Raw genomic sequence first — 12,363 nt, forward strand, 5'->3', positions numbered from 1 at the left:
ACCGGGCGCAATTGTCCGCTTCGTTAACAGTTGTCGCTGGCAGCGGGCGGGGCGGGTCAGGCGGAGGCGACCAGCTGCACGCGGAGGGAGTCGACCCCGGTGGCGATCACATCGTCGGCGGCCCAGCGGGCGGCGAGCCTGGCCAGCGTGGCGTCGAGGTCGGCGCGGCTGAGGCCGTCGACGAGTTCGAGGACCACGATCAGTTCGGGGCCGGCCAGCCGGGCGTGCGGGTCACCGGCGGTGAGCTGCACCGAGAGGGCGGCCAGTTCGGTCGTGATGGATGCCTCGAAGGCCGCGGCGACCTGCCGGCTGGCGTAGCTCGGGGTCCACGGTGCGGACTGCGCGATGGCCCAGAGCGCCGGCCGGCGCAGCACGAACTCGGTGTCGGCGGTGGGGTCGAGCACCACCAGGTCGGTGTCCTCCTGCGCGGCGGCGAGAGCCACCCGCACCGCGTCGGCGGGCACGGGCCTGGCGGCCCTGTTCCAGGCCAGCATGGCCTCGGCGGAGGAGAACACCGGCAGCACGGCCCTGCCGTCCGGGCCGGCGACGGTGATGATCGACAGTTCCTGGGTCTTGTCGACCCGCAGGCCGTGCGGGCCCAGACCGTCGGCGGCAGCGGCATCCGCGTCGTCGGCGCCGAGAGCGGTCACCAGCGGGATGAGCAGGCGCGCCGAACGCAGGACGTCCACGACGCCCTCCTCCCCCAGTTCCCTGGCGCGGAACCGCCGCAGGGCGTCGAGCAGGGCGGGTGGCGCGAGGCCGTCGTCGTCGTCGAACTCGGTCGGGTCCACCGACCGGCCCGCCCACGGCTGGCCGGCGGAATCCCCGGCCGGAGCCCCGGGAAGACCGTCCGACCCCTCGGGTCGGCCGGTCGAGCCGAGGTTACGCGCCGGAGACATCCAGCGCCTCGGCGAGGGTGAAGGCGCCCGCGTACAGGGCCTTGCCCACGATGGCGCCTTCCAGGCCAAGCGGAACCAGCTCGCGCAGGGCGGCGATATCGTCGAGGCTGGAGACACCGCCGGAGGCGATCACCGGCCGGTGGGTGCGCTCCATGACCTCGCGCAGCAGCTCGATGTTCGGTCCCTTGAGGGTGCCGTCCTTGGTGACGTCGGTCACCACGTAGCGGGTGCAGCCGGCCTCTTCGAGACGCTCGAGCACCTGCCAGAGGTCGCCGCCGTCCTTGGTCCAGCCGCGGGCGGCCAGGGTGGTGCCGCGCACGTCGAGGCCCACGGCGATCGCGTCGCCGTACTGCGCGATCACACTCGCGGCCCACTCCGGGTTCTCCAGCGCGGCGGTGCCCAGGTTGATGCGCTTGACACCGGTGCCCAGCGCCGCTTCCAGCGAACGGTCGTCGCGGATGCCGCCGGAGAGTTCCACGTTCACGCCGCGGAGCTGCTTGATGACCTTCTTGAGCACGCTGGTGTTGTTGCCCCGGCCGAAGGCAGCGTCGAGGTCGACGAGGTGGATCCACTCCGCACCCTGGTGCGCCCAGTCCAGGGCGGCATCCATCGGGTCGCCGTAGTTGGTCTCCGTGCCGGCCTCACCCTGCGTCAGGCGCACGGCCTTGCCGCCCGCAACGTCGACGGCGGGCAGGAGGACCAGTTTCGGGGTCTTGGTGAACTCGCTCATGGGAGTGCCTTTTTCGTGTTCGTGCGGCCGCGCGCGGCGACCGGCTGGTGGGAAAGTTAGTCGCGAAGGGTGTCGAGCCAGTTCGACAGCAGGCGGATGCCCGCGTCACCGCTCTTTTCCGGGTGGAACTGGGTGGCCGTGAGCGGGCCGTTTTCGACGGCGGCGAGGAACGGTGCACCGTGCTCGGCCCAGGTGAGCCGGGGCACCGGGAACGGTGGCATCACGTCGAGAGTCCAGTTCTGGGCGGCGTAGGAGTGCACGAAGTAGAACCGTTCCTCTTCCAGCCCGCGGAACAGCACCGAGTCGGGGTCGGGGGTGACCGTGTTCCAGCCCATGTGCGGCAGCACGGGCGCCGGCAGCGCCGTGACGGTGCCCGGCCATTCGCCCAGCCCCTCGGTGTCGGCGCCGCGCTCGACGCCGCGCTCGAACATCACCTGCATGCCCACACAAATGCCCATCACCGGTCGGCCGCCGGAGAGGCGCTTGTCGATGATGTCGCCGCCGTGCGCGGCGTTCAGGGCCGCCATCACGGCGCTGAATGAGCCGACGCCGGGCACGAGCAGTCCGTCCGCCTCGAGGGCGAGCTTGCGGTCGCCGGTGAGGGTCACGTCGGCGCCGGCCAGCTCCAGCGCCTTCACGGCGGAGTGCACGTTGCCTGTGCCGTAGTCGAGGACGACGACGCTGGTCATAGCGCACCCTTGGTCGAGGGGATGCCGCTCACGAGCGCGTCGTAGGCCTTGGCCTGGCGGAAGGCGCGCGCGAATGCCTTGAACTCGGCTTCGGCGATGTGGTGCGGGTCCCGCCCGCCGACGACGGTCACGTGCACAGTGAGGCCGGCGTTGAAGGCGATGGCCTCGAACACGTGCCGCACCATCGAGCCGGTGAAGTGCCCGCCGATGAGGTGGAACTCGAATCCGGCCGGCTCGCCGGTGTGCACGAGATACGGGCGGCCGGAGATGTCGACGACGGCCTGCACGAGGGCTTCGTCCAGCGGCACCAGGGCGTCGCCGTACCGGGAGATGCCAGACTTGTCGCCGAGGGCCTGCTTGATGGCCTGGCCCAGCACGATGCCGATGTCCTCGACGGTGTGGTGCACATCGATCTCGATGTCACCGGTGGCGCGCACCGTGAGGTCGGTCAGGGAGTGCTTGGCGAACGCCGTCAGCAGGTGGTCGTAGAACGGCACGCTGGTGTGGATGTCGCTCACCCCGGTTCCGTCGAGATTGATCGAGAGATCAATGCTCGATTCGCTCGTTTCGCGCTGCAGGTGGGCGCGACGGGGCGAGGGCGTGACAGTACTCATGCCGCTAGCTTATTCGGCTGACGGACGAAGCCGTGCGATCGCGTCGAGGAACGCGGTGGTCTCCGCTTCGGTGCCGGCCGAGACCCGCAGGTGACCGGGGATGCCGACATCGCGCACCAGGATGCCCTCGGCCAGCAGCGCCTCGAACGTGGCCCGGGGATCGGCCACCCCGCCGAAGAGCACGAAGTTGCTGCCGCTGCGGAGCGGCAGGAAGCCCAACCGGCCCAATTCGGTCACCAGACGGTCGCGCTGCCGTCGGATGTCGTCCACCATGGCGAGCATCTCGCCGCTGTGGGCGAGCGCGGCGACGGCGGCCGCCTGGGTGAGCGCAGACAGGTGGTACGGCAGGCGCACCAGCCGCAGCGCATCCGTGACGGCCGGGTCGGCGGCCAGGTAGCCCAGTCGCACACCGGCGAAGGCGAAGGCTTTGCTCATGGTGCGGGAGACCAGCAGTCGTTCCCGGCCGGGCAGCAGACTCACCGCGCTCTCGGTCCCGTCAGGAGCGAACTCGGCGTAGGCCTCGTCCACCACCACGATTCCCGGGGTGGCGTCGTAGACGGCCCGGATGGTGTCCAGCGACAGCGGTGTGCCGGTGGGGTTGTTCGGCGAGCAGAGGAAGACGACGTCCGGCGTGGTCTGGCGCACCCACTGCACCGCGGTGTCCGGGGTGAGCTCGAAGTCGGCGTCGCGCCCGCCGGGGATCCATTCGGTGTCGGTTCCGGACGCGAGGATCGAGTACATCGAGTAGGTGGGCGCGTAGCCGAGCAGGGTGCGGCCCGGTCCGCCGAAGGCCTGCAGCACCTGCTGCAGCACCTCGTTGGACCCGTTCGCGGCCCAGATGTTGTCGCGGGTCAGCCCCTGACCGAGGTACCCGGCGAGGGCGTCGCGCAGCGGGGTGAACTCACGGTCCGGGTAGCGGTTGACGGTGAGGATCGCGTCCGCGAGGGCCTGGGCGATGTCGGCGGCGACATGAGGGGGGATGGGGTGGGTGTTCTCGTTGACGTTCAGAGCCACCGGCACGTGCAGCTGCGGTGCACCGTAAGGGATTTTTCCGCGGAGGTTGGCACGCAGGGGCAGGTCGTCGAGGCTGGTCACCCGAACAAGCTTAGTTGCGCGGGCCCGGGCACCTCGGTCGGACCGGGTCAGTAGGCGGCGGGAAGGGCGAGACGCTGACCGGGCTGCACGGCGTCCGAGGCGAGCTGGTTGAGGTTCACGATGTCGGCGATCACGTCGCGCGGGTCCTGCTTGGGCGCGATGGACTGCGCCAGCTCCCACAGGGACTGGCCCGATTCGACGGTGATGTATTCGAACGCCGCGGCGCTCACGCTCGAGGTGCCCTCGGCGGCGGCGACGCCGCCGTTGACGGCAACGGCGACGGACCCCAGGACCAGGGGCAGGGCGGCGAGGGTGGTCAGGACGACGCGGCCGCGGCGGGTGAGTCGCAGGTGCGTTCGGGGCGCGACCGGCGCCGTGGCGTGGCCGATGGTGCGGGTCGACCGATCGACGGCGATCGTGCCGGGCTTCACTGCATATGCTGCGCTCATGTCAGACCTCCTGGTAACGCATCCGGCCCTCGGCCGGGAGGGCCGGATGCGAATCTATGTTCCGAATATATCTTCGAGTGTTCGAACAATCAACCCTGTTTCCCGATATTATGAAAAGAGATTTCACAACACACTCGAATGCATGTCTTGTAATCTCCGCCGGTTTGGCTACAGTTTCGATTGGGTAGCAGTACTCAAACAGACACCACCGACATTGGCTTCCGACGGCGTCGCGGGGATCGCCGAGGCAGCACCGAGACACCACCCGGGCCGACACATCGGCACCGAACCGATCTACCAAGAGGAGCGACAAACGTGGCACAGGAGAGCACACCTCGGGACAAGGGCACCACTCGGCGCCGTAAGAGCCTGAGCGATAAACAGCGTGCCGTTATGGACGTCATCCAGCGGTCGGTGCGTGACCGTGGGTATCCGCCGAGCATGCGCGAGATCGGTGACGCCGTCGGCCTCTCCTCACTGTCGAGCGTCACCCACCAGCTACACCAGCTCGAGCTGAGCGGTTACCTGCGTCGTGACCCGAACCGGCCCCGCGCGCTCGAAGTCCTGATCGAGCTGCCGCAGTCCACCGACGAGGTCACCCCGGGCGCCCCGGATGACTACCAGGCCGGCATCCAGGTCGGTGACGCGGCAATGGTGCCGCTCGTCGGGCGAATCGCGGCCGGTATCCCGATCATGGCCGACCAGCAGATCGACGAGATCTTCCCCCTCCCCCGCCAGCTGGTGGGCAAGGGCGAACTGTTCATGCTCAAGGTCGTCGGTGACTCCATGATCGACGCCGCGATCTGCGACGGCGACTGGGTCGTCATCCGGCAGCAGAAGACCGCGGAGAACGGCGAGATCGTGGCGGCCATGCTCGACGGCGAGGCCACCGTCAAGGTGCTGCGCCAGCGCGACGGCCACACCTGGCTGCTCCCCCGCAACACCAACTTCGAGCCGATCCTGGGCGACTACGCCGAGGTGCTCGGCAAGGTCGTCGCGGTGCTGCGCTCCGTCTGATCCCCGCACCACCGCAACAGGCCAGGCCCCCGCGAGGGGACCTGGCCTGTTGCTGTGTCAGCGTGCGAGTCAGACCAGCGTGGCCCGCACCGCGCGGGTGGCGTCGACGATGTTGCCCAACGAGGCGACCGTTTCGGCGTAGCCGCGGGTCTTCAGTCCACAGTCCGGGTTCACCCAGACTTGGCGGGCCGGGATCGACTGGAGCGCCCGCTCGAGCAGCTCGGTGATCTCCGCGACCCCCGGCACTCGGGGCGAGTGGATGTCGTAGACACCAGGGCCGATGCCGTGATCGAACCCACTGGTCTGGATGTCCTGCACGACCTCCATCTTCGACCTGGCGGCCTCGATGCTGGTCACGTCGGCGTCCAGGTTCCGGATCGCATCGATCACGGCGCCGAACTCCGAGTAGCAGAGGTGGGTGTGGATCTGGGTCCGGTCGGCGACTCCGGCCGTGGCGAGCCGGAACGCGCCGACGGACCAGTCCAGGTAGTGGGCGTGGTCCCTCTTCTTCAGCGGCAGCAGTTCCCGCAGTGCGGGCTCGTCGACCTGCACCACCTGGATGCCCGCGGCTTCGAGGTCGGTGATCTCGTCGCGCAGGGCGAGCGCCACCTGCCGGGCGGTGTCGCCCAGCGGCTGGTCGTCACGCACGAACGACCAGGCCAGGATGGTGACCGGCCCGGTGAGCATTCCCTTGACCGGCTTCTCGGTGAGCGTCTGGGTGTAGCTGCTCCACTCCACGGTGATGGGCTGCGGCCGGGACACGTCACCCCAGAGAATGGACGGCCGGGTACAGCGGCTGCCGTACGACTGCACCCAACCGTTCTCCGTCACGGCGAACCCGTCCAGGTTCTCGGCGAAGTACTGCACCATGTCGTTGCGTTCGGGTTCGCCGTGCACCAGCACGTCCAGGCCCAGGTCCTCCTGCAACTGCACGACCCGTCCGATCTCGGCGCGCATCACGTCGCGGTAGTCCTCGGCCGCAAGCTCACCGGAGACCAGTCGGGCGCGCGCCCGGCGGATGTCACCGGTCTGCGGGAACGAGCCGATGGTGGTGGTCGGCAGCGGCGGCAGGCGCAGGGCCTGGCTCTGGGCGGCGAGGCGCGTTTCGTAGTCGCCGCGGCTGAAATCAGCCGGGGTGAGGGTGTCGAGGCGGGCCCTGACCGCGCCGTCGCGCACGCCAGGTGACCCTCGGCGGTCCGCGAGCGATGCGGTGGCGGCATCGAGCTCTGCCCGGATGGCGCTCAGGCCCGACGTGAGGCCGCGCGCCAAGGTGGCGACTTGACCGATCTTCTGGTCGGCGAAGGCCAGCCACCCGGTGAGCTCGGCGGCGAGCTTGGTCTCGTCCTCGACGTCGTGCGGCAGGTGCTGCAGCGAGGTGGAGCTGGAGACCGCGATGTTCTCGCTCAGGGCGCTGAGCTCACCGAGGGTGTCGAAGGCGCCGGCGAGGTCGCCGCGCCAGATGTTGTGCCCGTCGATGACGCCGGCCACCAGGGTGACGTCGGCCAGGCCGGGAACGATGGTGGGGACGGTGCCGCGGACAAGGTCCAGGCCGATGGCCTCGACCGGGGTGGCGACCAGCACGGGCAGGGCGTCATCGAGGCTGCCGTAGGGTGCGGCCACGAACAGGGCGGGCCGGGTGGTCAGGCCGCCGAGGGCGTCGTATGCCTGGGCGAGGGCGGCGAGGGTTTCGTCTCGGGGGATATCGATGCTCTCGCTGACCAGGCCGGGCTCGTCCAGCTGCACCCACTGGGCTCCCGCGGCGGCGAGACGTTCGATCAGCTCGGCGTACACCGGCAGCAGGTCGGCGAGGCGGTCGAGCGGGTGGAAGCCGGCGGGCGCGTCGCTGGACGGTTTGGCCAGGAGCAGCAGGGTCACCGGCCCGACGATCACGGGTCGGGTGATGAAACCGTTGGCGACGGCTTCCTCGAACTCCCGCACGATCCGGTCGCTGGCGAGGTGGAAGTGCGTCTCTGGCCCGATCTCCGGAACCAGGTAGTGGTAGTTCGAGTCGAACCACTTGGTCATCTCCAGCGGCAGGTTGTCCCCCGCCCCGCGGGCGAGCGTGAAGTAGCCGGCCAGGTCGAGATGCCCGTCGCCGTCGACGAGGTCGGCGAACCGGGCGGGGATGGCCCCGACGGCCACCTGCGCGTCCAGAACCTGGTCGTAGAAGGAGAAGCTCTCCGGGATCGACGAGTCGGTGCGACCCAGGCCCAGGCTGGAGAGGCGTTCACGGGTGGCCTGCCGCAGTCCCGCGGCGGTGGCCTCCAGCTCCGCGGCGTCGATCCGTCCGGCCCAGAACGCCTCGACGGCCTTCTTCAGTTCGCGGCGCCGCCCGATCCGCGGGTACCCGAGGATGGTGCCGCTGGGGAACGCAGGAGTGTCTGTCGTTGTCATCACTTGTCCTTCGTGGGGTGGCTGCCGGCGGCAGAGCCACCGGTTGGGCGGGTGGAGTGGGTGCGCCGGGTGTCGGCGGCCGACAGGATGCCGGCACGCTCGAGAACGGCGAGGACCGTCGCGTGCTGATTGAACGCGTACAGGTGCACGCCGGGAGCACCGCCGGCCACGAGCCTGGCTGCGAGGGTGGCGGCGTGAATGATGCCGATCTCCCGTTGGCCCTCGACGGTCGGCTCGACCTCGAGTTGAATCGCGAGGTCACTCGGCAGCTCCTCGCCGGAGAGCTCGAGGATCCGACGCAGCCGCCCCGGGCTGGTCACGGGCATGATGCCGGGCAGGATGGGGAACTCGACCCCGGCCTCCCTGGCCCGCTGGATGAAGCTCAGGTAGTGGTCGGCGTGGAAGAACAGTTGGGTGATGGCGAGGTTGGCGCCCGCGGCCTGTTTGGCCAGCAGCGTGTCGATGTCCTGGGCGGTTGAGCGGGAGCGGGGGTGCCCGTTCGGGAACGCGGCCACGGCGATGCGCACGTGCTCCCGTTCGGTCTTGACGGCACGCGCGCGGGGCAGGCCGGGGATGGGGGTCTCCTGGTATGGCACTCGTTCCGCCTGCACCCGGTGAATGAGCTGCACGAGCTCACCGGCGCTGTGCAGGTCTCCGAGAAAGGAGTCGCCCTCGCTCAGGCCCTCCGGTGGGTCGCCGCGGAGGGCCAGGAAGCTGCGCACGCCGGCGTCGAGGAACTCTCGGATCAGGCTGCTCGCCTCGGCGTGAGACGACCCGACGCAGGTGAGGTGGGCCATCGGGTCCACCCCGGTGTGGCGGCGGATGTATCGCAGCACATCCAGGGACGAGGTGCGGGACGAGCCCGACGCTCCGTAGGTGACCGAGATGAAGTCGGGGCCGGCCGCGGCGAGCGTGTCGATGGTGCCGTGCAGTGCGGTTTCGGCGGCCTCCGTTTTGGGCGGGTACAGCTCGAACGAGAAGGGTGTGTTCGGCGGACAGCGGGGGTCCGCGGACGTGGACTCGATGGACGCTGTCATGATTCCTCATTCGGCATGGTCGGTGACGCTTGCGAAGGCCAGGCGGCCGCGGACCGCCCTGAGCGCAGGCGGATGCTCGCGGGCGGGTGCCGGGCTCGGCTGTCGCTCCATGCCGGGCGGCGGTGCTCCCGGCGACGATGCAATGACTCTAACGGCGGTCATCGGGGCAGCCCAGCAGGATGGGCGAATATTACGTTCCGGGGCAGCTACGCGTTAACGACAGCGGGCGGCACCCCCTCCGTCGAGCGGATGCGGGTGCCGCCCGGGGGCGTGCCAATGGTGCGGTGTTGCGGTCTGCTGGTGTTACGGCGCGATGGCCGGGGCGACCACGAACGGTGTGAACTGGGCCTCGATGCCGGGCGAGACCAGCGCGGTGACCAGGGTGCCTGTCTCGGCGTAGTCGAGCGCGAGCACCTTGCCCTGTTCGTGCAGAATCGGGATCAGGTCGCCCCGGTCGTACGGGATCAGCAGGTCCAGGCGGATTTCCGGCCGGGGCAGCATCGTCTCGATGGCGGTGAGGACCGCGCTGATGCCCTCGCCGGAACGCGCGGAGACGAAGATCGCGTGCGGGGACAGTCCGCGCAGCACGAGCCTGTCGTCGTCGGTGACCAGGTCGCTCTTGTTGAAGACGACCAGTTCGGGGATGGCGCTGGCACCGACCTCACCGATGACTTCCCGCACCGTGGCCAGCTGGCTGGCCGGGTCGGGGTGGGAGGCGTCGACGACGTGCACGATGACGTCGGAGTCGGCGACCTCCTCGAGGGTGGACCGGAACGCCTCGACCAGTTGGTGGGGCAGGTTGCGCACAAAACCGACGGTGTCGGTGAGGGTGTACAGCCGGCCGTCCTCGGTGGTGGACTTCCGCACGGTGGCATCCAGGGTGGCGAAGAGCGAGTTCTCCACGAGCACGCCGGCCTTGGTGATCCGGTTGAGCAGGCTGGACTTGCCGGCGTTGGTGTAGCCGACGATCGCCACGGAGGGCACCGCGTTGCGCTTGCGGTTGGCCCGCTTGGCCTCGCGGGCCGGCTTCATCTCGACCATCTGCTTGCGCAGCTTGGACATCCGGGTGTGGATGCGGCGACGGTCCAGTTCGATCTTCGTCTCACCGGGGCCACGCGAGCCCATGCCGGCGCCGGCGCCACCGACCTGGCCACCGGCCTGGCGGGACATCGAGTCACCCCAGCCGCGGAGGCGGGGCAGCAGGTAGGCGAGCTGGGCCAGTTCGACCTGCGCCTTGCCCTCCCGGCTCTTGGCGTGCTGGCTGAAGATGTCGAGGATCACGGCGGTGCGGTCGATGACCTTCACCTTGACGACGTCTTCGAGGGCGCGCCGCTGGCTGGGTGCGAGCTCGGTGTCGGCGATCACGGTGTCGGCGCCGAGCGCCGCCACGATGGAGGCCAGTTCGAGCGCCTTGCCCTTACCGAGGTAGGTGCTGGGGTCTGGGGTGGCGCGGCGTTGCAGCAGGCCGTCGAGCACCGTCGCTCCGGCGGTTTCGGCCAGGGCAGAGAGTTCTCGCATCGAGTTCTCGGCGTCGAGCAGGCTCCGGGCGGAGTACACCCCGATCAGAACCACGTTCTCCAGGCGCAACTGCCGGTACTCGACCTCGGTGACGTCCTGGAGCTCGGTGGAGAGCCCGCCCACGCGGCGGAGCGCGTTGCGGTCTTCACGCTCGGTCTGTTCGCCGTCGTGGTCGCCGCCATCGAAGCCGCCGTCGGCCGGGCGGGCGGACAGCGCCTGCGCCGTTCCGCTCGCGAACAGCGAGTAACCGGTCGACCGGCTCTCGGCACTGGCCAGCACGCGCGCAACTACGTCATCGTCGTCGTGTGGAGCGTTTATATCAGTCATTGCTTTAACTCTAGTTCCTCTTTTTTCGATAAGTTCGCTGTATGGCTTCCGAACACTATTTCTCGTCGACTCCGGGCAGCGACCTGAAATTGCGGAAGATCACCGTGAAGATCGCCGGTGCGATCCGCGAGGTCACGACCGCGAACGCGATTTTCTCCCCCGAACACATCGACACCGGCACCAAGGTACTGATGCGCGAAGCGCCGCTGCCTTCCGGCGGCGGTGATGTGCTCGACCTCGGCTGCGGCTGGGGTCCGATCAGCCTGCACCTGGCGCTGGCCGACCCGTCCGCCACGGTGTGGGCGGTGGACGTGAACGAGCGAGCCCTCGAACTGGTGCGGATGAACGCCGCCAACCTCGGCCTCACCAACATCAACGCCGTTCTGCCCCAGGATGTTCCCGACTCGGTGTCCTTCGCCGGCATCTGGTCGAACCCGCCCATCCGGGTGGGTAAGGCCGAGCTGCACGCCATGCTCGAGCGCTGGCTGCCGCGCCTGACGCCCGGCACGGATGCCTGGCTCGTCGTGCAGCGCAACCTGGGCTCCGATTCCCTGCAGCGCTGGATCGCCGAGGAGTTCCCCGGCCAGCCCGGCGCGCTCGAGATCGAGCGTTACGCCACCGACAAGGGCTTCCGCATCCTCAACGTCCACAATCCCGCCTGACCTGCAGCACGGCTGCCTCACGGAGGCAACCCGGGTCAGCCCGCGGTCAGGCGAGTTTCAGGGTGCCGGTGAAGACCAGCTCGGCCGGGCCGGACAGGCTCACGTGCTCGCCGTCCTCGGTGGGGAACATCCGCACGCCCAGCACACCGCCAGGCACCTCGACCCGCCATTGGTTGGGCGCGCCGGCGCCGGCCCAGTGCCGGGTGGCCAGGGCAGCGGCGACGGCGCCGGTGCCGCAGGAGAGGGTCTCTCCGCTGCCGCGTTCGTGCACGCGCATGCGGATGCGGCCGACGCCGTCGACCACCAGCGGGTCGTGCGGCAGCACGAACTCCACGTTGGCGCCCCCGGCGGGGTCGGGGTCCAGCTGCGGGATGAACGTGAGGTCGACCTCGGTGAGTTCGTCTTCATCGGCGAGGGCGATCACCACGTGCGGGTTGCCCACGTTGATGCCGAGCCCCGGGCGGGCCACGGCGAGGTTCTTAGCCCGCACCAGGGTCTCCCCCGGTTCCAGGCGCCAACGGCCCAGGTCCACCTGGTAGCCGGTGGCGTTGCGCTGTACGTCGCGCACTCCGCTGCGGGTACCGATGGGCAGGGTCTCCCCCGCACCCAGCTCGGCCAGGCCCTGGTCGAGCAGGAACCGGGTGTACACGCGGATGCCGTTGCCGCACATCTCCGAGACCGTGCCATCGGCGTTCCAGTAGTCCATGAACCACTCGGCGGTGTCGTCCTCGGCCAGGGCGGCGGCGCCCGCGTCGAGGTTGGCCGAGCGCACGGCACGGATGATGCCGTCGGCGCCGACGCCGAACTGGCGGTCGCAGATGCCCCGGATCTGCTCCGGGCTCAGGTCGAGCCGTCCGTCGGGGTCGGCGACCAGGACGAAGTCGTTGCCGGTGCCGTGCCCCTTGGTGAACTGCAGATCAATGCCCATCTGC

12 protein-coding genes are annotated in these 12,363 nt (G+C 69.5%); 2 read left to right on the plus strand and 10 right to left on the minus strand.

Annotation, left to right across the window (positions count from 1 at the left end):
* Nucleotides 1-56: 56 nt before the first annotated feature.
* From K2F54_RS08040 to K2F54_RS08065, 6 genes are read right to left on the minus strand one after another with little or no spacing between them, the layout of a single operon-like run.
* Complete coding sequence (locus K2F54_RS08040; RefSeq protein WP_220605354.1) at nucleotides 57-899, minus strand: SseB family protein; 843 nt, start codon at nucleotides 897-899, stop codon at nucleotides 57-59.
* Nucleotides 883-1,629 carry a bifunctional 1-(5-phosphoribosyl)-5-((5-phosphoribosylamino)methylideneamino)imidazole-4-carboxamide isomerase/phosphoribosylanthranilate isomerase PriA gene (gene priA / locus K2F54_RS08045; RefSeq protein ID WP_220605355.1) on the minus strand — a complete coding sequence of 249 codons (747 nt, stop codon included), beginning with the start codon at nucleotides 1,627-1,629 and terminating at the stop codon, nucleotides 883-885. The genes K2F54_RS08040 and priA overlap by 17 nt, the downstream gene beginning before the upstream one ends.
* Before the next feature lie 56 nt (nucleotides 1,630-1,685).
* Nucleotides 1,686-2,318, minus strand: a complete 633-nt coding sequence (gene hisH, locus K2F54_RS08050; protein ID WP_220605356.1) for an imidazole glycerol phosphate synthase subunit HisH — start codon at nucleotides 2,316-2,318, stop codon at nucleotides 1,686-1,688.
* Complete coding sequence (gene hisB / locus K2F54_RS08055) at nucleotides 2,315-2,932, minus strand: imidazoleglycerol-phosphate dehydratase HisB (protein WP_220605357.1); 618 nt, start codon at nucleotides 2,930-2,932, stop codon at nucleotides 2,315-2,317. The genes hisH and hisB overlap by 4 nt, the downstream gene beginning before the upstream one ends.
* 9 nt (nucleotides 2,933-2,941) lie before the next feature.
* Entirely contained in the window at nucleotides 2,942-4,027 is a 1,086-nt protein-coding gene (locus K2F54_RS08060; protein ID WP_220605358.1) for a histidinol-phosphate transaminase, read from the minus strand.
* Nucleotides 4,028-4,074: 47 nt separating this feature from the next.
* Nucleotides 4,075-4,476, minus strand: a complete 402-nt coding sequence (locus tag K2F54_RS08065) for a LysM peptidoglycan-binding domain-containing protein (protein ID WP_220605359.1) — start codon at nucleotides 4,474-4,476, stop codon at nucleotides 4,075-4,077.
* 315 nt (nucleotides 4,477-4,791) lie between these two features.
* On the opposite strand from K2F54_RS08065, the gene lexA reads away from it, so the two are divergent.
* Nucleotides 4,792-5,493, plus strand: coding sequence for a transcriptional repressor LexA (lexA, locus tag K2F54_RS08070; RefSeq protein ID WP_220605360.1), 702 nt, complete (start codon nucleotides 4,792-4,794; stop codon nucleotides 5,491-5,493).
* Between the two features lie 69 nt (nucleotides 5,494-5,562).
* On the opposite strand, the gene metE is transcribed toward lexA, so the two are convergent.
* From metE to hflX, 3 genes are all read right to left on the minus strand, one after another.
* Nucleotides 5,563-7,887, minus strand: a complete 2,325-nt coding sequence (metE, locus tag K2F54_RS08075; protein WP_220605361.1) for a 5-methyltetrahydropteroyltriglutamate--homocysteine S-methyltransferase — start codon at nucleotides 7,885-7,887, stop codon at nucleotides 5,563-5,565.
* Nucleotides 7,887-8,924 (minus strand): methylenetetrahydrofolate reductase, encoded by a 1,038-nt coding sequence (locus K2F54_RS08080; protein WP_220605362.1) that lies wholly within the window; start codon nucleotides 8,922-8,924, stop codon nucleotides 7,887-7,889. The genes metE and K2F54_RS08080 overlap by 1 nt, the downstream gene beginning before the upstream one ends.
* A gap of 303 nt (nucleotides 8,925-9,227) precedes the next feature.
* On the minus strand, nucleotides 9,228-10,769 hold the full coding sequence (gene hflX / locus K2F54_RS08085; protein ID WP_220605363.1) for a GTPase HflX: 1,542 nt from the start codon (nucleotides 10,767-10,769) through the stop codon (nucleotides 9,228-9,230).
* Between the two features lie 41 nt (nucleotides 10,770-10,810).
* On the opposite strand from hflX, the gene K2F54_RS08090 reads away from it, so the two are divergent.
* Nucleotides 10,811-11,431, plus strand: a complete 621-nt coding sequence (locus tag K2F54_RS08090) for a class I SAM-dependent methyltransferase (protein ID WP_220605364.1) — start codon at nucleotides 10,811-10,813, stop codon at nucleotides 11,429-11,431.
* A 46-nt stretch (nucleotides 11,432-11,477) separates the two neighbouring features.
* On the opposite strand, the gene dapF is transcribed toward K2F54_RS08090, so the two are convergent.
* The gene (dapF, locus tag K2F54_RS08095) at nucleotides 11,478-12,359 is read right to left on the minus strand and encodes a diaminopimelate epimerase (protein WP_220605365.1); all 882 of its coding nucleotides are present in this window, start codon (nucleotides 12,357-12,359) and stop codon (nucleotides 11,478-11,480) included.
* Nucleotides 12,360-12,363: the final 4 nt, after the last annotated feature.

The sequence above is a fragment of the Cryobacterium inferilacus genome, from assembly GCF_019599185.1.
Lineage (GTDB): Bacteria > Actinomycetota > Actinomycetes > Actinomycetales > Microbacteriaceae > Cryobacterium > Cryobacterium inferilacus.

Bases quoted from the DNA above. Each gene is read 5' to 3' on its own strand.
- K2F54_RS08040 (WP_220605354.1), bottom strand. From the start codon at position 899: ATGTCTCCGGCGCGTAACCTCGGCTCGACCGGCCGACCCGAGGGGTCG.
- priA (WP_220605355.1), bottom strand. From the start codon at position 1,629: ATGAGCGAGTTCACCAAGACCCCGAAACTGGTCCTCCTGCCCGCCGTC.
- hisH (WP_220605356.1), bottom strand. From the start codon at position 2,318: ATGACCAGCGTCGTCGTCCTCGACTACGGCACAGGCAACGTGCACTCC.
- hisB (WP_220605357.1), bottom strand. From the start codon at position 2,932: ATGAGTACTGTCACGCCCTCGCCCCGTCGCGCCCACCTGCAGCGCGAA.
- K2F54_RS08065 (WP_220605359.1), bottom strand. From the start codon at position 4,476: ATGAGCGCAGCATATGCAGTGAAGCCCGGCACGATCGCCGTCGATCGG.
- metE (WP_220605361.1), bottom strand. From the start codon at position 7,887: ATGACAACGACAGACACTCCTGCGTTCCCCAGCGGCACCATCCTCGGG.
- K2F54_RS08080 (WP_220605362.1), bottom strand. From the start codon at position 8,924: ATGACAGCGTCCATCGAGTCCACGTCCGCGGACCCCCGCTGTCCGCCG.
- hflX (WP_220605363.1), bottom strand. From the start codon at position 10,769: ATGACTGATATAAACGCTCCACACGACGACGATGACGTAGTTGCGCGC.
- K2F54_RS08090 (WP_220605364.1), top strand. From the start codon at position 10,811: ATGGCTTCCGAACACTATTTCTCGTCGACTCCGGGCAGCGACCTGAAA.
- dapF (WP_220605365.1), bottom strand. From the start codon at position 12,359: ATGGGCATTGATCTGCAGTTCACCAAGGGGCACGGCACCGGCAACGAC.